The 21387-nt window shown below is 65.8% G+C and carries 21 protein-coding genes; 15 read left to right on the top strand and 6 right to left on the bottom strand.

Going from position 1 to position 21387, the window contains the following annotated elements; genetic code table 11:
• Positions 1–52: 52 nt before the first annotated feature.
• From PD284_RS05230 to PD284_RS05220, 3 genes are all read right to left on the bottom strand, one after another.
• Complete coding sequence (locus PD284_RS05230; RefSeq protein WP_274627161.1) at positions 53–220, bottom strand: hypothetical protein; 168 nt, start codon at positions 218–220, stop codon at positions 53–55.
• Between the two features lie 169 nt (positions 221–389).
• Entirely contained in the window at positions 390–1574 is a 1185-nt protein-coding gene (gene zapE / locus PD284_RS05225; protein WP_274627160.1) for a cell division protein ZapE, read from the bottom strand.
• 34 nt (positions 1575–1608) lie between these two features.
• Positions 1609–2124 (bottom strand): AprI/Inh family metalloprotease inhibitor, encoded by a 516-nt coding sequence (locus PD284_RS05220; protein WP_274627159.1) that lies wholly within the window; start codon positions 2122–2124, stop codon positions 1609–1611.
• A 261-nt stretch (positions 2125–2385) separates the two neighbouring features.
• On the opposite strand from PD284_RS05220, the gene PD284_RS05215 reads away from it, so the two are divergent.
• The 9 genes from PD284_RS05215 to PD284_RS05175 all read left to right on the top strand — a co-directional run bounded on the left by PD284_RS05215 (position 2386) and on the right by PD284_RS05175 (position 11021).
• Complete coding sequence (locus PD284_RS05215) at positions 2386–2547, top strand: DUF1328 family protein (protein ID WP_274627158.1); 162 nt, start codon at positions 2386–2388, stop codon at positions 2545–2547.
• A gap of 71 nt (positions 2548–2618) precedes the next feature.
• Complete coding sequence (gene dapF, locus PD284_RS05210) at positions 2619–3500, top strand: diaminopimelate epimerase (RefSeq protein WP_274627157.1); 882 nt, start codon at positions 2619–2621, stop codon at positions 3498–3500.
• A complete protein-coding gene (gene mtaB, locus PD284_RS05205; protein WP_274627156.1) occupies positions 3500–4798 on the top strand; it encodes a tRNA (N(6)-L-threonylcarbamoyladenosine(37)-C(2))-methylthiotransferase MtaB in 1299 nt (432 codons plus the stop codon). Before dapF ends, mtaB begins: the two co-directional genes overlap by 1 nt.
• Before the next feature lie 15 nt (positions 4799–4813).
• A complete protein-coding gene (gene ftsY, locus PD284_RS05200; protein ID WP_274627155.1) occupies positions 4814–6691 on the top strand; it encodes a signal recognition particle-docking protein FtsY in 1878 nt (625 codons plus the stop codon).
• A gap of 79 nt (positions 6692–6770) precedes the next feature.
• Positions 6771–7418, top strand: coding sequence for a septation protein A (locus PD284_RS05195; RefSeq protein ID WP_274627154.1), 648 nt, complete (start codon positions 6771–6773; stop codon positions 7416–7418).
• Between the two features lie 22 nt (positions 7419–7440).
• Entirely contained in the window at positions 7441–8055 is a 615-nt protein-coding gene (locus PD284_RS05190; protein WP_274627153.1) for a pyridoxamine 5'-phosphate oxidase family protein, read from the top strand.
• Positions 8056–8303: 248 nt separating this feature from the next.
• Positions 8304–8840: a 50S ribosomal protein L19 gene (gene rplS / locus PD284_RS05185; protein WP_274627152.1), complete on the top strand. Its 537-nt coding sequence runs from the start codon at positions 8304–8306 to the stop codon at positions 8838–8840.
• A 119-nt stretch (positions 8841–8959) separates the two neighbouring features.
• Complete coding sequence (locus PD284_RS05180; RefSeq protein WP_274627151.1) at positions 8960–9499, top strand: GNAT family N-acetyltransferase; 540 nt, start codon at positions 8960–8962, stop codon at positions 9497–9499.
• Between the two features lie 157 nt (positions 9500–9656).
• Positions 9657–11021: a dicarboxylate/amino acid:cation symporter gene (locus PD284_RS05175; RefSeq protein WP_274627150.1), complete on the top strand. Its 1365-nt coding sequence runs from the start codon at positions 9657–9659 to the stop codon at positions 11019–11021.
• Positions 11022–11090: 69 nt separating this feature from the next.
• On the opposite strand, the gene PD284_RS05170 is transcribed toward PD284_RS05175, so the two are convergent.
• Positions 11091–11399, bottom strand: coding sequence for a DUF1244 domain-containing protein (locus tag PD284_RS05170; protein ID WP_274627149.1), 309 nt, complete (start codon positions 11397–11399; stop codon positions 11091–11093).
• 11 nt (positions 11400–11410) lie between these two features.
• The gene (locus PD284_RS05165; RefSeq protein ID WP_274627148.1) at positions 11411–12220 is read right to left on the bottom strand and encodes an N-formylglutamate amidohydrolase; all 810 of its coding nucleotides are present in this window, start codon (positions 12218–12220) and stop codon (positions 11411–11413) included.
• Between the two features lie 247 nt (positions 12221–12467).
• On the opposite strand from PD284_RS05165, the gene PD284_RS05160 reads away from it, so the two are divergent.
• Positions 12468–12935, top strand: a complete 468-nt coding sequence (locus tag PD284_RS05160; RefSeq protein WP_274630545.1) for a DUF1036 domain-containing protein — start codon at positions 12468–12470, stop codon at positions 12933–12935.
• Positions 12932–14368 (top strand): pyruvate kinase, encoded by a 1437-nt coding sequence (gene pyk / locus PD284_RS05155; RefSeq protein ID WP_274627147.1) that lies wholly within the window; start codon positions 12932–12934, stop codon positions 14366–14368. The genes PD284_RS05160 and pyk overlap by 4 nt, the downstream gene beginning before the upstream one ends.
• A gap of 71 nt (positions 14369–14439) precedes the next feature.
• Here pyk and PD284_RS05150 read toward each other — a convergent pair whose 3' ends face one another.
• Positions 14440–14907: a GNAT family N-acetyltransferase gene (locus PD284_RS05150; protein ID WP_274627146.1), complete on the bottom strand. Its 468-nt coding sequence runs from the start codon at positions 14905–14907 to the stop codon at positions 14440–14442.
• Positions 14908–15110: 203 nt separating this feature from the next.
• Between PD284_RS05150 and mdh the strand changes: the two genes are divergently transcribed.
• The 4 genes from mdh (at position 15111) to PD284_RS05130 (ending at position 21382) form a co-directional block, all read left to right on the top strand.
• A complete protein-coding gene (mdh, locus tag PD284_RS05145) occupies positions 15111–16079 on the top strand; it encodes a malate dehydrogenase (protein WP_274627145.1) in 969 nt (322 codons plus the stop codon).
• An 11-nt stretch (positions 16080–16090) separates the two neighbouring features.
• Entirely contained in the window at positions 16091–17287 is a 1197-nt protein-coding gene (gene sucC / locus PD284_RS05140) for an ADP-forming succinate--CoA ligase subunit beta (RefSeq protein WP_274627144.1), read from the top strand.
• 4 nt (positions 17288–17291) lie between these two features.
• Positions 17292–18194 (top strand): succinate--CoA ligase subunit alpha, encoded by a 903-nt coding sequence (sucD, locus tag PD284_RS05135; protein ID WP_274627143.1) that lies wholly within the window; start codon positions 17292–17294, stop codon positions 18192–18194.
• Between the two features lie 197 nt (positions 18195–18391).
• On the top strand, positions 18392–21382 hold the full coding sequence (locus PD284_RS05130; RefSeq protein ID WP_274627142.1) for a 2-oxoglutarate dehydrogenase E1 component: 2991 nt from the start codon (positions 18392–18394) through the stop codon (positions 21380–21382).
• Positions 21383–21387 lie beyond the last annotated feature (5 nt).

The raw sequence follows: 21387 nt of genomic DNA, 5'->3' as shown, positions 1-21387 counted from the left end.
GCGGCGGACGCAGGGCGTCCGCCGCACATCGGCGTCGGCTATCGGACGGCGATCAGCCGCCGTAGACTTCCTTGTAGACACCGCGAAGCATGTCGACGCGGTTGCCGCGAATGTCGGCCAGATCACGCTCGGACATGCCCATGATCTCGGCGGTGAGGCGATTGTAGCGACGGCGCTTTTCGGAGCGCTCGCGAACGTTTTTTATCAGCGAAGCAAACATCGGATGCGATCCCCTTTGTTGAGCCGTCGATGGACGGCCGGGTGGGTCCTCCCACGCTCCGTAAGATGGGCATCTCTATGGTGCAGTGCAACCATTCTTGCTGCAATGCAGCATTGCCGTGCATGCATGGCTGGTTAAGGAAGTGTTGCGACGCGGATTTCGACTCCGGCTAATGGGCCGCGGCGGCCGCCGACGACTGCCGTTCGGCCCAGGCGTCGAGCCAGTCCGTGCTCTGCATCTCGGTCAGCCGCGACGCGGTGCGGGCGAATTCGAACGCCTCGGTTCCCGTCCTTCCGACATAGAGCTGGTCTGCCGGCGCGGCCGCGCTGACCACCAGCCGAGTACCGTGGTCGTAGAGGGCGTCGATGAGGAGGATGAAGCGCTTGGCTTCGTTTCGATGCCCGTCGCCAAGCACCGGCACGTGATCGATCATGATCGTCCGATAGCGTCCCGCGATCGCCAGGTAGTCGCGCGCGCCGAGCGGCTTTGCGCAGAGATCGGCGAAGCCGAAACGCGCGGCGTCGCCCGCGGCGGCAGGGACGGCGACATGCCTGCCCTTTACCGTTACCTCTTCGGAGACCGTCTTTCGGCCGTGCGTGACCGTCCGCCAAATGTCGTCCATGCGGCGGTCGGCGTCCGCGTCCAGCGGCGTCAGGTAGACCGGCAGATGGCTGAGCTTCTCCAGCCTGTAGTCGGTGTCGGAGTTGAGCGCCAGGACGTCGACATTGCGCTCGAGCGTGGCGATGAAGGGCAGGAACAGCTGCCTGTTCAGTCCGTCCCTGTAGAGGTTTTCCGGGGCGACGTTCGAGGTTGCAATGAGCACCACGCCTTCGGCAAACAGCGCGGAGAACAGCCGCGACAGGATCATCGCGTCGGCGATATCGGTGACCGTGAATTCGTCGAAGCAGAGCACCCAGGCCTGCTCCGCGAGTTCGCGCGCCACCGGCGGGATCGGGTCGTCCTCCTTGACCTTGCCCTCCTTGCGCGCCTGCCGGTGCTTCTGGATGCGATCGTGGGCGTCGGCCATGAAGTCGTTGAAATGCGCCCTGCGCTTGCGACGCGCCGGGACCATGTCGAAGAACATGTCCATCAGCATGGTCTTGCCGCGCCCCACGCCGCCGTGGATGTAGAGTCCCCTCACCGGCGCCTTCCGCTCACGCCGCTTGGCGAACAGCCAGCCGAGCGCGCTGGACTTCTGTGCCAGGCGCTTCGAGATGATCTCGTCGATCAGGCGGTCGAGCGCAGCGACGACGGCGAGCTGCGCCGGGTCGCTGCCGATCTCGCCGGTCTCGACGAGATGCTGGTAGCGCTGTGCGATGGTGGCGTGCGGCTGAAGCCCGTCGCGAATATGCATCGGAGGGGCTCCGAAGGGTTGGCGGACGGAGGGCTTAGCGGCTGAGCGAGATCGGCACGCCGCTGGAGGTCTGGCCGTCGAACTTCTCCGGGCCGGAGGAGTAGAGGCGCGCCAGCGTGCCGCCGCTCTCGTCGAAGAGGGTCAGCTGCTTGCCGGCGACGTTCCACGACTTCACCCCGTCGATCGGTGCCGGACAGCGCAATGGACCGGCGCGGAAACCCTGGCCGAACTTGGTCTGCGGCGTCGCCACCTTGCAGGTCTGGCCCGAAACCGAGGCGTTCCAGACGCCGGCGACGCTGCCGGCCGTCAGGTCCGGCGCATTCGCGTCGGGCTGCGGAAGCGCGGCCACCTGCGTTTCGGGCGCAGCGGGGAAGCCGCCCGGCTGCGGCGCGGCGGGCGGCGGCAGCTGCTGGCTGGTGACTTGTCCGGAGGGAGCCGCAGGCAGAGGAGCCGGCTGCGTGTTCTCCGACCCGAAGCGCGAGCTCGTGCAGCCGCTCACGGCCAGCGCAGCGAGTGCGACCGCAATCACTGCGGTTCTCGAAATCAACATCAAGTCCTCCGTCGGCAGGGTATCGGTTCGCGCGGGATCATCACGCGCAGTCAAGGCGTTGAACTTGGCAAAATTGCAACTCCATATGATTAAAATACGGTTAGTCCCGCGCGTCTGTTGCATATTTGCTGCAATTTTTCGGTGTCCTGCGCGTCCTTTTCGCCTTCCGGCGGACGGGCAGCCCCTCGCCGGCGGAGGCTGGAACCCTGCAGAGCCCGAGGGCGTTCCACCGCGACGACAAGCGCCTGGAACCCCGTATCGATGATCAAATGGATACTCATACTCCTGATTGCAGCCGCCGTGCTCAGCCTGCTCGGCTTCCACCAGCTGGCCGGCGTCGCCGCAACCGGCGCGAAGCTGCTGATTGCGATCGTGCTCATTCTTTTCCTGCTGGTCGTGCTCGGCCTGATCGCCGTCGCCTAGCCGCCCCGCACTGGTAATTCGCGGTCGTTTCCGCCATATAGGCCGAAAATACAACGGAGAGCCTCGCGGCAATGGTGGCGCGCGCCCAATTCGCCAAGATGAACGGGCTCGGCAATGAGATCATCGTTGCCGACATGCGGGGCCGTGCGGATCGCGTCGCGCCCGCGGCGGCGATCGCGCTCAACGCCGATCCGGCCACGAATTTCGACCAGATCATGGCGATCCACGATCCGAAGACGCCTGGAACGGCCTATTTCGTCGAGATCCTGAACTCGGACGGCTCCAGTGCGCAGGCCTGCGGCAACGGCATGCGCTGCGTGGTTCAGGCGCTGGCCGCGGACACCGGCCAGAAGGTGTTCACCTTCGAGACTGTCGCGGGCATCCTCAATGCCGAGGAACATGCGGACGGCACGATCTCCGTCGACCTCGGCAAGCCGCGCTTCGGCTGGCAGGACATCCCGCTGGCAGAGGAATTCCGCGACACGCGCGCCATCGAACTGCAGATCGGCCCGATCGACGCGCCCGTGCTGCATTCGCCGTCGGTCGTCTCGATGGGCAATCCGCACGCCATCTTCTGGGTCGACGAGGACGTCTGGTCCTACGATCTCGACAAGTTCGGGCCGCTGCTGGAAAACCATCCGATCTTCCCCGAACGCGCCAACATCACCATCGCGCAGGTGACGTCGCCCGACAGCATGGTCATCCGCACGTGGGAGCGTGGGGCCGGCCTCACCAGGGCCTGCGGCTCCGCCGCCTGCGCTGCCGCAGTCGCCGGCGCGCGGACGGGCCGCACGAGCCGCACCGTCCGGCCCACCGCTCCAGGCGGAGAGCTGACCGTCGAATGGCGCGCCGACGACCACGTTGTCCTGACCGGCCCGGCCGAATGGGAGTTTTCGGGCACGTTCGATCCCGCGACCGGAACCTGGGCGCGCGAGACGGAGAGCGCCGCGTGATGTCCGCGCAAGGCAAGGGCATCGACATCGTCACCTTCGGCTGCCGGCTCAACACCTACGAGTCGGAGGTGATGCGGCGCGAGGCGGAGGCCGCCGGCCTCGCCACGCTCAAGGACGGCGCCGTCATCTTCAACACCTGTGCCGTCACGGCAGAGGCGGTGCGGCAGGCCAAGCAGTCGATCCGCAAGGCGCGCCGCGAAAACCCCCAGGCGCGCATCATCGTGACCGGTTGCGCCGCCCAGACCGATCCTGCCGCCTTCGTCGAGATGGACGAGGTCGACCTCGTGCTCGGCAACGAGGAAAAGCTCAAGGCCAATTCCTACCGCGCGTTGCCGGACTTCGGCGTCAACGACACCGAGAAGGCGCGCGTCAACGACATCTTTTCCGTGCGCGAGACCGCGTCGCACATGGTCGACGCCATTGAGGGCCGCGCGCGGGCCTTCGTGCAGGTGCAGAACGGCTGCGACCACCGCTGCACCTTCTGCATCATCCCCTACGGCCGCGGAAACTCCCGCTCGGTGCCGATGGGCGCTGTGGTGGAGCAGGTGAAGCGGCTGGCCGGCAACGGCTATGCGGAGGTGGTGCTGACCGGGGTCGACATGACCAGCTACGGCGCCGACCTGCCCGGCGCGCCGAAGCTCGGGCGGCTGGTGCGCACCATCCTGCGCCAGGTTCCCGACGTGAAGCGGCTGCGCCTCTCCTCCATCGATTCCATCGAGGCGGACGACGACCTGCTCGACTGCATCGCCACCGAAAAACGGCTGATGCCGCACCTGCACCTCTCGCTGCAGGCCGGCGACGACATGATCCTGAAGCGCATGAAGCGGCGGCATCTGCGCGACGATTCCATCCGCTTCTGCGAGGACGTCCGCAGGCTGCGCCCCGACATCGTCTTCGGCGCCGACATCATCGCCGGTTTCCCGACGGAGACGGAGGCGATGTTCGCCAATTCGCTGAAGCTCGTCGAGGAATGCGGCCTGACGCATCTCCACGTCTTCCCGTTCAGCCCGCGCGAGGGAACGCCTGCGGCGAAGATGCCCCAGGTGGACCGCGGCGTGGTCAAGGAACGCGCCGCGCGCCTGCGCGCCGCCGGTGACGCGGCCTACGCCCGCCATCTCGCGTCACTCGTCGGCACTGCCCAGTCCCTGCTCATCGAGCGCGAGGGCATCGGCCGCACCGAAGGTTTCACCCTCGCCTCGGCCGACTTCGGAACCCCCGGAGACATCGTCGAGGCCGTCATTTCCGGCCACGACGGCCAGCGCGTGATTACCCGTCCGCCTGACGCGCAGGCCGCCTGAGGCACCGCACCCGCAATGGCTTTCAACTTCATCAAGAAGGTCTTCTCGTTCGGCAAGAAGGAGGTCGTCGAGGAGCCGGTCGCCGAGGAAAAGCTCGCGCCGATCAATTTCGAGGCGCTGGAGGCTTTCAAGCGGCAGCCCGAACCGGCGACGCCTGTCGAGAAGGACGTACCGGCAGCCGAGATTCCTCAGCCCGCCGAGCGGCCAAGCCCTGATGCCCAGCTTCCGCTCGAGGAAGCGGCTGTGCGCGAAGCCGAGCGGGATGAGGTTATCGCACCCGAGGCCTCCGCTCCGGTGCTGCGGACCACGCCCATCGAGGCACAGGAAGCCGCAGGCTCCGCGCCTGCCCAGCCCGAGCCTGTTCCGGTCGCCCCGGAGCCGGCGCCAACCCCCGAGATAGAACCGGCGCCCGCTCCCGCCGTTCCCGCGCCTGCGCCGGAAACTCCGCCGCCTGCGCCCGAGGTCGAGCCCCAACCGGCGCCGCCTGTGCCCGCACCTGCGCCCCAGGAGGTTCCCCCGGCCGAGCCTGCCCGGCCTGTCGAGATCCCGCACGAGCCCGCGCCGGAGCCCGCTCCCGCACCTCCCGAACCCGCACCGCAGGAAGTGCCGGCTCCTGAGCCTGCACGTCCCGTAGAGATCCCGCACGAACCTGCGACGCCTGTCGTGCCTGAGCCAGCTCCGGCTGAGGTGCCGCCAACGGCGACGCACCCCTCCCCCTTGAGCGGAAGGTCGGTCGGCGAAGCGGACCGGGGTGGGGTTGCCGGATCGTCGAGCGCCGAGACCATTGCGCCGCCCGAGCAGGAAGCTGCGCCGAGCGCTGCCGAGGCAACCCCCTCTGCTCCGCCTGCGGCGGAGCATCTCCCCCTCAAGGGGGGAGAGGATGTCGCGTCCCGCCAGCAAGCAGGCAAGGTCACCGTCTCGAAAAAGGTCGAGCAGAAGGCGGAGCTGCAGCCCGCGGCCGCGCCAGAAGCGCCCCGGCCATCCTGGTTCCAGCGCCTGCGGCAGGGCCTGTCGCGCTCGTCGAAGGAGCTCACCGGCAACATCGCCGGCGTCTTCACCAAGCGGCGGCTCGACGAAGACACCCTGCAGGATCTGGAAGACGTGCTGATCCGCGCCGATCTCGGCGTGGAGACGGCGCTGCGCATCACCGATGCGCTGTCCGCCGGACGCTACGGCAAGAACGTGTCGGACGAGGAAGTGCGCGCCGTCATGGCCGAGGAGATCGGCAAGGTGCTGACGCCGGTGGCGATGCCGCTGGAGCTCGACCTGTCGCACAAGCCGCACGTGGTGCTGGTCGTCGGCGTCAATGGCACGGGCAAGACGACGACCATCGGCAAGCTGGCCGCAAAACTCACCGAGGGCGGACTGTCGGTCATGCTCGCCGCGGGCGACACGTTCCGCGCGGCGGCCATCGAGCAGCTCAAGATCTGGGGCGAGCGCACGAAATCGCCGGTGGTGTCGTCAAAGCTCGGCGCCGATGCCGCGGGCCTGGCATATGATGCGTTCGAGAAGGCGAAAGAGGCCGGCGCCGACGTGCTGATCATCGACACCGCCGGCCGTCTCCAGAACAAGACCGAACTGATGGCGGAACTGGAGAAGATCGTGCGGGTGCTGGGCAAGCTCGATCCCGATGCCCCGCACACCGTGCTGCAGACGGTTGACGCGACCACGGGCCAGAACGCCCTCAACCAGGTCGAAATCTTCCGCAACGTGGCAGGCGTCAACGGGCTCGTCATGACCAAGCTCGACGGCACCGCACGCGGCGGCATCCTCGTCGGCATCGCCGCCAAGTACAAGCTGCCGGTCTATTTCATCGGCGTCGGCGAGCAGGTGGACGACCTCGAACCGTTCTCGGCTACCGATTTCGCCAAGGCAATCGCGGGGGTGCAGTGAAAGTGGTTTGTTCAGCCTCCACTTGTATTCCCAAGCCCGGTTCGGCGATGCGTCGTGCCACCTCTTGCAAGGCACCATCATGAATCCCCCCATTCTCGAACGCGACCCGTCCGACCCGAAGAAGAAAGAGATGAACCCGCTGCTCAAGCTGGCGCTGGAGCTCGGGCCGCTGCTCGTCTTCTTCTTCGCCAACACGCGCGGCGAGTGGTTGATCGAAAAGTTCCCGGCGCTCGGGGCCTTCGGCGGGCCGATCTTCCTGGCCACCGGCCTGTTCATGATCGCAACGGCGATCGCGCTCACGGTATCCTGGATACTGGTGCGCTCTCTGCCGATCATGCCGCTGGTGTCCGGCGTCGTGGTGTTCGTGTTCGGCGCGCTGACGCTCTATCTGCAGGACGACGTCTTCATCAAGATGAAGCCGACCATCGTGAACACGCTGTTCGGAGCGGTGCTGCTCGGCGGTCTTTTCTTCGGCAAGGCGCTGCTCGGCTACGTCTTCGATTCCGCCTTCAAGCTGGACGCCGAGGGCTGGCGCAAGCTCACCTTTCGCTGGGGTCTGTTTTTCCTGTTCCTGGCCCTCGCCAACGAAGTCGTCTGGCGGAATTTTTCGACCGATACCTGGGTGGCGTTCAAGGTCTGGGGCATCATGCCGATCACGCTGATCTTCACGATGAGCCAGATGCCGATGATCATGCGCCACTCGCTCGAGGAGAAGACCGGAAAATAGGGCGGGAGCCCAAGGGGGGATTGTGGAGTTCATCACGTCGCGGGAAGAGCTGCGGGCGCACTACAAGCCGGCATCGGAGGGGTCGCTGCGCAAGGAGATGCGCCGCCTCGACCACCACAGCCGCAACTTCATCGCCAACTGCCCGTTCGTCCTGATCGGCTCCTCCGACGAGAACGGCAATGCCGACGTCACGCCCAAGGGCGACAAGCCCGGCTTCGTGGCCGTGCTCGACGATTTCACGGTGGCGATTCCCGACCGGCCAGGCAACAACCGGCTGGATACGATCGAGAACATCCTGGTCAACCCGGCGGTGGGGCTGCTCTTCCTGATCCCCGGCATGGACGAGACGCTGCGCATCAATGGCGAGGCGCGCGTCACGATAGACGACGGGCTGCGCCAGCGCTTTGCGGTCGAGGGCAAGCGTCCGCTCGGCGTCATCGTGGTGAAGGCGAAGGCCGTCTACATGCACTGCGCCAAGGCCTTCATGCGCTCCCGGCTCTGGCAGCCGGAAACCTGGCAGCCGCGCGCGGCGATGCCGACGCTCGGCCAGATCCTGAAGGACCAGATCGCCTTCGCCGAAACGGCGGAAGCGACGGATCGGCGGCTCGCCGATGCCTACCGCGAGACCATGTGGTAATCCGGCGAAGGCTGCGACCGCCTGCGTCAAGGAATTCTGCCGATCGGGCGTGACAAACGCGTGGCAAATGTGTATGAGCGCGCCCACACCGGCGGAGAAAGAAGCCTCCGGTCCCGTCAACGAATGACGGTGCAATCGCCCCTGCCGAACCGGATCGAAGATCCGCAAGGCATAGCCGAAGCGGTCATTGAACTGTGCGGCGAGAGATGGCGCTCTGGCTGTCGAGAAGCAAGAAGAGGACTTTCGAGATGGACATCATCCGTCAGCTCGAGGCCGAGCAGGCCGCCAAGATCGAAGCAAAGCGCAAGCTCCCCGAGTTCCAGGCCGGCGACACCGTCCGCGTCCAGGTTCGCGTGACCGAAGGTTCGCGTACCCGCGTGCAGGCCTATGAGGGCGTCGTCATCGCCCGTTCGGGTTCGGGCTTCCAGGAGAATTTCACCGTCCGCAAGATTTCCTACGGCGAAGGCGTGGAGCGCGTGTTCCCGGTCTACTCGCCGCTGGTCGAGGGCGTCGAGATCGTGCGCCGCGGCAAGGTGCGTCGCGCGAAGCTTTATTACCTGCGCGATCGTCGCGGCAAGTCGGCCCGTATCGTCGAAAACACCGGCGTACGCGCCCGCAAGCTGAACGAATCCGAGCGCGAGGCGCTGAACGCCGAGAAGGCGCGGATCGAGGCCGAGAAGGTCGCCGCCGCTCAGGCGCTGGCCGCTGAGAAGGCCGCTGCCGAGGCAGCAGAAGCGAAGGCCGCAGCCGAGGCCGCCGCTGCTGCTGAGAAGGCCGCCGAATAGGCTTCTTCGCACTTCCAGAACTTTCAAAGGCGGCTTCGGCCGCCTTTGTCGTTTCCGGCTGACGGCATTCCGAGTATCCGTCACACTCACCGGCTAGTTTCGGAGCCGGGAGACGCCGCATGACCATCCCACATGTCACCATCCGCCCCCTGACTCATGCGGACGTTCCGGCTTTTCGCGCGCTTCGGCTGTCGGCGCTCGCCGCCTCCCCCGACGCCTTCACGGCAAGCGTAGAGGATGAGCAGGCGCTGAGCGAGGCGGAGATGGGCGCACGCGCCGTGCCCGAGCTTCCCGGCGTGGTGTTCGGCGCATTTGCCGGGAAGGAGCTGGTCGGCATGGCCGGCTACATCGCCAACAAGCGCCCAAAAACCCGCCACAACGCCACGATGGTCGCGGTCTATGTCGCGCCGGAGTGGCGCAAGGCGAAGCTCGGCAGGCGGCTCGTCGAGGCGGTGATCGACCATGCCGCGACGCAGCGCGTGATCCTGCGGTGCTCGGTCCGCGCAGGTAATGCGCCGGCCCGCCGCCTCTATCACGAGCTGGGCTTCGTGCCCTACGGCCTCGAGCGCGACGCGGTCCTCATCGACGGCGCGTATCATGATGATGAACTGCTCGCCCTCGACCTTCGCCAAGGCATCCGGCGCCGGGAAGAAACCTGACCGGAGTTCCGCCCGTTTACGGGAATTCTATTCCTCGCCCGCCGGATTCCCTCGAACAAGCTTCCTCTTCTCCGAGGCGCAGCCGGCGTAAATTGGAAACTAAGTGCGGCCACGGCGTTATAGCCCATCGGCCGCGTTCGTTTCCAAGAGAAGTGACATGTCGCAATCCATAACCACAACGGCCTCACCGAAGCCGTTCTACAGCTCGTTCGGCTTCCAGGTGCTGGCGGCCATGGTCATCGGCCTCGCGCTGGGCCTTGTCGCCCGCGAGATGGGTCCGACCGCCGCCGGCGATCCCAACTGGCTCGCCACCACGCTCTCGACCATAGGCTCGATCTTCGTCCAGCTGCTGCGCGCGCTCGTGCCTCCGCTGATCTTCACGGCCATCGTCGCCTCGATCAGCAACCTGCGCCAGCTCTCCAATGCGGCCGCCCTCGTCTGGCAGACGCTGATCTGGTTCGCCATCACCGCGCTGATCGCCGTGCTGATCGGAATCGCGCTCGGCCTGATCATCCAGCCGGGCCTGCACTCGGGCGTGCTCGCGGAGGCCGCCAAGGAGCCGTCCACCACCGGCTCATGGCTCGACTTCCTCAAGGGGCTGGTGCCGGCCAACGTGCTCGGCCTCCAGGCCTCGACCAAGCTGGGCGACGGCTCTGCCTCGACCTCGCTCAACTTCAACGTCCTGCAGATCCTGGTGGTCTCGATCGTCATCGGCGTCGCGGCGCTGCGCGTCGGCGACAAGGCCGAGCCGTTCCTCGAGTTCAACCGCGCGCTGCTCGCCATCGTCCGCAAGGTGCTCTGGTGGGTGATCCGGTTGACTCCGCTCGGCACCGTCGGCCTGCTGGGCAACGCGGTCGCGCAGTACGGCTGGCAGACGCTGACCCAGCTCGGCTGGTACGCCACCGCCATCTATATCGGCCTCGCCATCGTGCTGTTCGTGGTCTATCCGGCGCTGCTCATTTTCCACGGCCTGTCGCCGGCCCGCTTCTTCGCCAGCGCGTGGCCCGCGATCCAGCTCGCCTTCGTCTCCCGCTCGTCGGTCGGCACCATGCCGGTGACCGAGGCGGTTACGGAGCGCAATCTCGGAGTGCCGCGTGAATACGCCGCCTTTGCCGTACCGCTCGGCGCGACCACAAAGATGGACGGATGCGCGGCGATCTACCCGGCCATCTCGGCGATCTTCGTCGCCCAGTTCTACGGGCTTCCGCTGGGCATCCAGGAGTATTTCCTGATCGTCTTCGTGTCGGTCATCGGCTCGGCCGCCACTGCCGGCCTCACCGGCGCGACAGTCATGCTGACGCTGACCCTGTCCACGCTCGGCCTGCCGCTCGCCGGCGTCGGCCTGCTGCTCGCCATCGACCCGATCCTCGACATGGGCCGGACGGCGGTCAACGTGGCCGGCCAGGCGCTGGTGCCGACCATCGTGTCGAAGCGGCAGGGCATCCTGGATCAGGATGCCTATGACAACGCGGTCGGCGTCGAGGAACTCGACGTGAGCGCCGCGCAGCCGCACGCAGCCTAGGCCGCCAAGCGCCACCCGACCGCACATTGTCCTCCGCTCCCTCTCCCACATGCTGGTAGAGGGGGCGGCTCAATGCTCCTTCGGTCGGTTCGCCTCGAACGCCGCCTTCTTGGCGTCGGAAGCCTCCGTCTGATACTTCGCCTGCCACTCGGCATAGGGCATGCCGTAGACGATTTCGCGCGATTGCTCCTTGCTGAGATCCAGCCCGGCGGCGTTGGCCGCGTCGCGGTACCAGTTGGAAAGGCAGTTGCGGCAGAAGCCGGCGAGATTCATCATGTCGATGTTCTGGACATCGCTGCGCTCGCGCAGATGCTCCACCAGCCGGCGGAACGCGGCTGCCTCGAAGTCGCGCTGCTGTTCCTTGCTGAGCTCGGTCATTCGGCCCTCCGTCAGGTCTTGTGTTCGATCGGCCCGGTGCGCGAGCCGAACTTCTGTCTCTCATGTATCTCGGGTCGCGCATTGACGGCGTCAACGATAGGCGCCAGCCGTGCGGCCCATTCGTCTGCGCCACTATCGTCCGCGATCAGGTCCTGGCGGATTTCGATGAGCGCATGGGCGAAACCGTTGACGATCGCGTGTCGGTACATCGTGTCGCCGCGCAGCGCGCCGTCATAGGGCTCGTTGTCACCGACCACCAGGGTCGGGTCCTCCGACAATGCGTCGATCAGCGCCTTCGGCGCGCGGTCGTCCAGGTCCCACAGCACGCCGACGTGCCAGGGGCGTTCGCGCCCCTGCATGACCGGCGTGAAGGAGTGGATGGAGAAGATGAACGGCGAGCGGCCGGTCGCCTCGTGGACCGAGGAGATCATCGCGCCCACGGCATCGTGATAGGGCCGGTAGAAGCGGTCGAGCCGTCGCTCGCGCTCCTCTGCGCCCATAGGATAGTTTCCCGGCACCACGGTCCCGTCATAGAGCTGGCGGATGAGCGTCGGGTCATCCTCGCCGCGATTCGGATCGATCAGCAGCCGCGAGAAATTGGCCATCAGCGCCGGCGCGCCGGTCAGTCTGGCGAGTTGCCGGGTGACCCGCTCCACGCCGATGTCGTAGGCGATGTGGCGGTCGAACTCCGTGGTCGGCAGGCCGAGATCGCCATATTCGTCCGGAAGCGCCCGCCCGGCATGATCCGCCAGCAGCACGAGGCCGCGGCTGCGATCCCCCTCGATGATCTCGAAGGGCGGGAAAACGGCAGTGCGCACCATTCAGACAACATTCCTCATGCGGTGGGGATGTCGCAAATCAAACGCCGGTGAGACAGTCCGAATGTCGTCGTTTTGTCAATCTTTTCCGAAACACGCGAGGACTTTGGTCACATGCCCGCCACGGTCGCCCTAAATCGATTGGAACCGGCTTGGGCGCGCGTTGACATGGGCGCGGACTTTGCCGAAAAGGGTCACCAACATGGCGACATCACGCACAATGGGCGAAAAAATGGCGTTGGGACGCAAGATGCGTCGCGCGGGCTCGGCGTTGTTCTGCCTGGCCCTGGCGGGAGTTGCCCTGCCGTCGCTCGGCACGAACGCCGCGCACGCTGACTTCCGGGTGTGCAACGGCACGCAGAGCCTCGTCGGCGTCGCCATCGGCTATCGCGCCAAGGCAGGCTGGGTGAGCGAGGGCTGGTGGCACATCGCGGCCTCGAGCTGCAAGACGCTGATCGAAGGACCGCTCTCGTCCCGCTATTTCTACCTCTATGCCGAGGACGCCGAAAAAGGCGGCCGTTGGGACGGCCCGATCAACATGTGCGTGGCCGAAAAAGAATTCAAGATAAACGGCGTCAACGACTGCTTCGCCCGCGGCTTCCAGCGGGCCGGCTTTCAGGAGTACGACACCGGCGAGCAGTCGAGCTGGATGGTCCAGCTCTCCGGCGAGACGGTGTCGAACGGCGACGACGCCCCGACTGGAACCGAAGGTCAATGAGACGTACCCGCAAAGTCAAGATTCTGGCCACGCTCGGCCCCGCATCTTCCTCTGAAGAGATGATCGGCAAGCTGTTCGACGCCGGCGCCGACGTGTTCCGCATCAATATGAGCCATACGGACCACGACGGCATGCGCGCGTTGGTCGGGCGAATCCGTAACGTCGAGGAGCGTGTCGGGCGGCCGATCGGCATCCTGGCAGACCTGCAAGGACCCAAGCTCAGGGTCGGAAAGTTCAAGGATGGCAAGGAGGACCTTGTCGTCGGCCAGACCTTCACGTTCGACGACAGTCCAGAGCTTGGCGATGCGACGCGGGTGCACCTGCCGCACCCGGAGATCCTCACCTCGGTCCAGGCCGGCGACCGGTTGCTGATCGATGACGGCAAGCTGGAGCTCAGGGCGACGAAATGCGACGGCAGGTCGATCGTGGCGACCGTCGTGGCGGGCAGCGGTATTTCGAACAGGAAGGGCGTCAGCCTTCCCGACACCGAACTCCCCGTCGGCGCGCTCACCGACAAGGACCGCGCCGATCTCGACGCAGTGCTCGAAGCCGGCGTCGACTGGGTCGCGCTGTCCTTCATCCAGCGCCCCGAGGACCTCGCAGAGGCCCGCAAGATCGCCCGCGGCCGCGCGTTGCTGATGTCGAAGATCGAGAAACCGCAGGCGGTCGCCAGGCTGGCCGAGATCATCGACCTGTCCGATTCCCTTATGGTCGCGCGCGGGGACCTCGGCGTCGAGATGCCGCTCGAGGCGGTGCCCGGCATCCAGAAGCAGATCACGCGTGCGGCGCGCCGCGCCGGCAAGCCGGTCGTCGTCGCCACCCAGATGCTGGAATCGATGATCAGCGCGCCGGTGCCCACCCGCGCGGAGGTGTCCGACGTCGCCACCGCCGTCTTCGAGGGCGCCGACGCCATCATGCTGTCGGCCGAGTCCGCGGCGGGCCAGTATCCGGCCGAGGCCGTGTCGACCATGAACCGCATCGCCGAGCAGGTGGAGAAGGACCCGACCTACCCCACCATCATCAGCTCGCAGCGCAGCAAGCCGGAGGCGACCGGACCCGATGCGATTTCGCTCGCGGCCCGAGAGATCGCCGAAACCCTCAAGCTCGCGGCGATCGTTACCTACACCGCATCCGGCACGACCGGCATCCGGGCCGCGCGCGAGCGGCCGCAGGTGCCGATCATCGCCCTGTCGCCCATCCTCAACACGGCCCGCCGTCTCTCGCTGCTGTGGGGCACCCACTGCGTGGTGTCGCCCGACGCCTCGGACCTCGACGACATGGTGAACCGCGCCTGCCGCATCGCCCACCAGGAGCAGTTCGGCAAACCCGGCGACCGCATCATCATAACCGCCGGCGTGCCGCTGCGGACGCCGGGCGCGACGAACATGCTGCGCATCGCCTATATCGAAGGCAGCGCCGCCGACGGGGCATAGCCCCTTCTGCCGCGGGCCGGGGGCAGCCGTCCCGCCGCCTCGCTCATCGACGCGGCGGCAAGCCGCCCCCCTTATCCGGACGCATCGCCCCGCAAGACCTTGCGGAGATCATAAACCTGCATCACGAAGGTCTCCGGATCGGCGTCGGAAACGCCGCGCAGGCCGTCATACAGCCGCCGCGCGGGCAGGTTGTCAGGTTCGGTGCCGACCCACGCCTCCTCGCAGCCGACTGAGCGGCCATGTGCGAGCATCTTTCGCACCATCTCGGTGGCGAGGCCGAGCCTGCGCCACGGGCCGGCGACCCCCACCTCGTCGATGTAGAGTTCAGTCGGCTTGTCGGGATGCCGGTGGATGACGGCGGCAACCTGGGCGACGACCGCGCCATCATGCAGCGCAACCATCATGAGATGTCCGGGTTCGCTGAGATAGGCGGCCAAACGCTCCGGATGTATGGGCTCGTCGAAAACGCCGTCATGGACGCGATCGAGAAGGTCCGCATCCGCCTGCGTCAGTAATCGTATGGTAACTTCCCTCTGCATATTACGCTTGGGATCACGAAAAATTTTGACGTTTACGTAAATCCAGTTGCCTCTAACCGATTGAAATATTTGGAGCGGAAATAATCGGTTGATATTTTACGAGGCGAGGGCTAAGGCGTTCCCGCTCCGGCCCACTGGCCCTGACCCTATGCCTCGTTATCTTGCCGTCCAGGCACGGCTCAGACAAGGGAAATCTCCTCGACATGGCACGCAACAAGATCGCGCTCATCGGCTCCGGCATGATTGGCGGCACCCTCGCCCACCTCGTCGGCCTGAAGGAACTCGGCGACGTCATCCTGTTCGACATCATGGAAGGCACACCGCAGGGCAAGGGCCTCGACATCGCGCAGTCCTCGGCAGTCGAGGGCTTTGACGCACGCTACGTCGGCGTGAACGACTACTCGGCGATCGCCGATGCGGACGTCTGCATCGTCACCGCCGGCTTCCCGCGCAAGCCCGGCATGAGCCGCGACGACCTCTTGAGCAAGAACCTCGAGGTCATGGAGCAGGTCGGCGCCGGCATCAAGAAGTATGCCCCGAACAGCTTCGTCATCTGCATCACCAACCCGCTGGATGCGATGGTTTGGGCCCTGCAGAAGTTCTCCGGCCTGCCGGCGAGCCACGTGGTCGGCATGGCCGGCGTGCTCGATTCGTCGCGCTTCCGCTACTTCCTGTCCGAGGAATTCAACGTTTCGATCGAGGACGTCTCCGCCATGACGCTCGGCGGCCACGGCGACGACATGGTTCCGCTCGTGCGCTACTCGACGGTCGCTGGCATCCCCCTGCCCGATCTGATCAAGATGGGCTGGACCTCGCAGGAGAAGCTCGACGCCATCGTTGAGCGGACGCGCAAGGGCGGCGGCGAGATCGTCGGCTTGCTGAAGACCGGCTCCGCCTACTACGCTCCGGCCGCATCGGCCATCGCCATGGCCGAGAGCTACCTGAAGGACAAGAAGCGCGTGCTGCCCTGCGCCGTGCACCTCACCGGCCAGTACGGCCTCAAGGACATGTATGTCGGCGTGCCGGTGGTGATCGGCGCCGGCGGCGTCGAGCGCATCATCGAGATCGACTTCAACAAGACCGAGCAGGCGATGTTCGACAAGTCGGTCGAGGCGGTCCAGGGGCTGTGCGACGCCTGCCTGAAAATCGCCCCGGCGCTGGCCTCCAAGTAAGGATTTCATTCATGAACATCCATGAGTACCAGGGAAAGCAGCTGCTCAAGGGCTACGGCCTGCCGGTGGCCGATGGCGTCGCCGTGCTCAACGCCAGCGAGGCCGAGACGGCGGCGAAGTCGCTGCCGGGCCCGCTCTATGTCGTGAAGAGCCAGATCCACGCCGGCGGCCGCGGCAAGGGCAAGTTCAAGGAACTGGGCGCCGACGCCAAGGGCGGCGTGCGGCTGTCGAAGTCGGTCGATGAGGTCGTCAAGAACGTCAACGAGATGCTCGGCAACACGCTGGTGACCCAGCAGACCGGCCCCGCCGGCAAGCAGGTCAACCGCCTCTACATCGAGGACGGCGCCGACATCGACCGCGAGCTCTATCTGTCGATCCTGGTCGATCGCTCCGTCGGCCGAGTCGCCTTCGTCGTCTCGACCGAGGGCGGCATGGACATTGAGGCCGTAGCGCACGACACGCCCGAGAAGATCATCACTGTCGCGATCGATCCCCAGACCGGCGTCACCGACGCCGACGTCAAGGCGCTCAACGAGGCGCTGAAGCTCACGGGCGACGCGGCGAAGGACGGCGAGAAGGTGTTCCCGGCCCTCTACAAGGCCTTTGTCGAGAAGGACATGAGCCTGCTCGAGATCAATCCGCTGATCGTCATGACGAACGGCCGGATTCGTGTCCTCGACGCCAAGGTGTCGTTCGACAACAACGCGCTGTTCCGTCATCCCGAAGTGATGGAACTGCGCGATACGACCGAAGAGGACGAGAAGGAGATCGAGGCGTCCAAGCACGATCTCGCCTACGTCGCCCTCGACGGCAATATCGGCTGCATGGTCAACGGCGCAGGCCTCGCCATGGCGACCATGGACATCATCAAGCTCTACGGCGCCGAGCCCGCCAACTTCCTCGACGTCGGCGGCGGCGCTTCGAAGGAGAAGGTGACGGCGGCGTTCAAGATCATCACCGCCGATCCGGCCGTGAAGGGCATCCTGGTCAACATCTTCGGCGGCATCATGAAGTGCGACGTGATCGCCGAGGGCGTCGTCGCGGCGGTCAAGGAAGTCGGCCTCAAGGTGCCTCTGGTGGTGCGCCTCGAAGGCACCAATGTCGATCTCGGCAAGAAGATACTCCGCGAGTCCGGCCTCAACGTCGTGCCGGCGGACGACCTGGACGATGCCGCCAAGAAGATTGTCGCGGCGGTGAAGGGAAACTGAACGCATGTCCATCCTGATCGACAAGAACACCAAGATCCTGGTGCAGGGGCTCACCGGCAAGACCGGCACGTTCCACACCGAGCAGGCGCTCGCCTACCACGGCACCCAGATGGTCGGCGGCATCCACCCGAAGAAGGGCGGCGAGACCTGGGAAGGCGCCGCAGGCGAGAAGTTGCCGATCTTTGCGAGCGTTGCGGAAGGCAAGGAGAAGACGGGCGCAAACGCTTCGGTCGTCTACGTGCCGCCGGCAGGCGCTGCCGCCGCCATCATCGAGGCGATCGAGGCCGAGATCCCGCTCATCGTCTGCATTACCGAGGGCATCCCGGTGATGGACATGGTCAAGGTCAAGGCCCGGCTCGACAAGTCGAAGTCTCGCCTGATCGGTCCGAACTGCCCGGGCATCGTGACGCCCGACCAGTGCAAGATCGGCATCATGCCGGGCAACATCTTCCGCAAGGGCTCGGTCGGCGTTGTTTCCCGCTCCGGCACGCTTACCTATGAAGCAGTGTTCCAGACCACCAATGCCGGCCTTGGCCAGACGACTGCGGTCGGCATCGGCGGCGATCCGGTGAAAGGTACGGAGTTCATCGACGTGCTCGAGATGTTCCTGGCCGACGACGAGACCAAGTCGATCATCATGATCGGCGAGATCGGCGGCTCGGCCGAAGAGGATGCGGCGCAGTTCCTCAAGGACGAAGCGAAGCGCGGCCGCAGCAAGCCGATGGCCGGCTTCATCGCCGGGCGCACGGCGCCTCCCGGACGCACCATGGGCCACGCCGGCGCGGTCATCTCGGGCGGCAAGGGCGGCGCCGAGGACAAGATCGCGGCAATGGAATCCGCAGGCATCAAGGTGTCGCCGTCCCCGGCGCGCCTCGGCACCACGCTCGTCGAAGCCCTCAAGGGCTAGCGGTTGTGGGGCTCACGCAAGCCGAAAGCCGTTCCAAGGTCATGCCGCGCGCGCATTGCTTGCGCGCCGGCCTGGCCCGGGGCAGCTTTTCGCTCTGCTGGGGTCGACGACGAAAACGGAAAAATAGGGCAAGCGGGCCATCGGCGCGGTAGCGTCCGGGGGCTCGCAAAAAACTGCATGAAAGGATGCTGTCAGTCATGGCACGGCAGGATCAGGGCAACGACCAGTTTTCTCTCACTTCGTTCCTGTACGGCGGCAACGCCGACTACATTGAGGCGCTGCACGCCGCCTACCTCGACGACCCGAGCTCGGTCGATCCCGAATGGCGCGATTTCTTCGGTGCGCTGAAGGACGACGCAGACGACATCCGCAAGAACGCCAAGGGCGCCTCCTGGGCGACCCCGTCCTGGCCGCTGCAGACGAACGGCGAGCTGGTCTCCGCGCTCGATGGCAACTGGGGCCTGGTCGAGAAGCACATCGACAAGAAGATTCGCGAGAAGGCCGCCGACGGCGGAAAGGGCGTCTCCGAGGCAGATCTGCAGAGCGCCGCACGCGATTCCGTCCGCGCCATCATGATGATCCGCGCCTACCGCATGCGCGGCCACCTGCATGCCGACCTCGATCCGCTGGGCATTGCCAAGCCGCTCGAGGACTACAACGAACTGTCGCCCGAGAACTACGGCTTCAGCGAAGCCGACTACGACCGCCCGATCTTCATCGACAAGGTGCTGGGCCTCGGCGAGTACGCCACCATCCGGCAGATGCTGGAGATCCTCAAGCGCACCTACTGCTCGACGCTCGGCGTCGAGTTCATGCACATCTCCGACCCCGAGGAGAAGGCCTGGATCCAGGAGCGCATCGAGGGCCCCGACAAAGGCATTGCTTTCACAGCCGAGGGCAAGAAGGCGATCCTCCACAAGCTGCTGGAGGCTGAAGGCTTCGAGCAGTTCATCGACGTCAAGTACAAGGGCACCAAGCGTTTCGGCCTCGACGGCGGCGAGTCGCTGATCCCGGCGCTCGAGCAGATCGTCAAGCGCGGCGGCCAGCTCGGCTTGAAGGAGGTCGTGCTCGGCATGGCCCACCGCGGCCGCCTCAACGTGCTGTCCCAGGTGATGGGCAAGCCGCACCGCGCCATCTTCCACGAGTTCAAGGGCGGCTCGTTCGCACCGGACGACGTCGAGGGCTCGGGCGACGTGAAGTACCATCTGGGCGCTTCGTCGGACCGCGAGTTCGACGGCAACAAGGTCCACCTGTCGCTGACCGCGAACCCGTCCCACCTCGAGATCGTCGACCCCGTCGTGATGGGCAAGGCACGCGCCAAGCAGGACCAGCTGTTCGGCCGCGCCCGCGGTGAGATCGTGCCGCTGGAAGAACGCGTCAAAGTCATGCCGCTGCTGCTGCACGGCGATGCTGCCTTCGCCGGCCAGGGCGTGATCGCGGAGATCCTCGGCCTGTCCGGCCTGCGCGGCCACCGCGTCGCCGGCACGCTGCACTTCATCATCAACAACCAGATCGGCTTCACCACCAATCCGCGCTTCTCGCGCTCCTCGCCCTATCCGTCGGACGTGGCGAAGATGATCGAGGCGCCGATCTTCCACGTGAACGGCGACGACCCCGAGGCCGTGGTGTTCGCGGCGAAGGTCGCCACCGAATTCCGGATGAAGTTCCACAAGCCGGTCGTAGTCGACATGCTCTGCTACCGTCGCTTCGGCCACAACGAGGGCGACGAGCCGGCGTTCACGCAGCCGATCATGTACCGCAGCATCCGCGCGCACAGGACGACCGTGCAGCTCTATGCGGACAAGCTGATGGCCGAAGGTCTGCTGACAGCCGACGAGCTCGACCAGATGAGGGCCGAGTGGCGCGCCCACCTGGAGACCGAGTTCGAGGTCGGCCAGTCCTACAAGCCGAACAAGGCCGACTGGCTGGACGGCGCCTGGACCGGGCTGCGCACGGCGGACAACCAGGACGAACAGCGTCGCGGCAAGACCGCGGTGCCGATGAAGGTGCTGAAGGAGATCGGCAAGAAGCTGACGGACGTGCCAAAGGACTTCGAGGTCCACCGGACGATCGGCCGCTTCCTCGAAAATCGCCGCCAGGCGATCGACTCCGGCGAGGGCATCGACTGGGCGACCGCCGAGTCGCTCGCCTTCGGCTCGATGCTGCTCGACGGCAACCCGGTCCGGCTTTCGGGCCAGGATTCGGAGCGCGGCACCTTCAGCCAGCGTCATTCGGTGCTCTACGACCAGCGCGACGAGAACCGCTACATCCCGCTGAACAACCTCTCGGCGGCGCAAGCGGGCTACGAGGTCATCAACTCCATGCTCTCGGAAGAGGCGGTGCTGGGCTTCGAGTACGGCTATTCGCTGGCCGAGCCGAAGGCGCTGACGCTTTGGGAAGCCCAGTTCGGCGACTTCGCCAACGGCGCCCAGGTGGTCTTCGACCAGTTCATCTCGTCGGGTGAGCGCAAGTGGCTCAGAATGTCCGGCCTCGTCTGCCTCCTGCCGCACGGCTACGAAGGCCAGGGCCCCGAGCACTCCTCGGCGCGCCTCGAGCGCTTCCTGCAGCTTTGCGCGGAAGACAACATGCAGGTGGCCAACGTCACCACGCCGGCGAACTACTTCCACATCCTGCGCCGGCAGCTGAAGCGCGACTTCCGCAAGCCGCTGATCCTGATGACGCCGAAGTCGCTGCTGCGCCACAAGAAGGCGGTGTCGACGCTGGCCGACATGTCGGGCGAATCCACCTTCCACCGGCTGCTTTGGGACGACGCGCAGTATCTCGGCGACCAGCCCATCAAGCTGGTCAAGGATTCCAAGATCCGCCGGGTCGTGCTCTGCTCGGGCAAGGTCTACTACGACCTCTACGAGGAGCGCGAGAAGCGCGGCATCAACGACATCTACCTGCTGCGCGTCGAGCAGCTCTACCCGTTCCCGGCCAAGGCGCTGATCACCGAGCTTTCGCGTTTCCGCAACGCGGAGATGGTGTGGTGCCAGGAGGAGCCCAAGAACATGGGCGCCTGGTCCTTCATCGACCCCTATCTGGAGTGGGTGCTTGCCCATATCGACGCCAAGCATCAGCGCGTCAGGTACACGGGACGCCCGGCGGCGGCGTCCCCGGCGACCGGCCTGATGTCGAAGCACCTGGCGCAGCTCGCACAGCTGCTCGAAGACGCCCTCGGCGAATAGAAAGA

The sequence above is a fragment of the Mesorhizobium shangrilense genome (genome assembly GCF_028826155.1).
GTDB classification, from domain to species: Bacteria; Pseudomonadota; Alphaproteobacteria; order Rhizobiales; family Rhizobiaceae; genus Arvimicrobium; species Arvimicrobium flavum.
The sequence above is the reverse complement of the archived record's forward strand: the minus strand, read 5'-3'. Positions and strand labels throughout refer to the sequence as shown.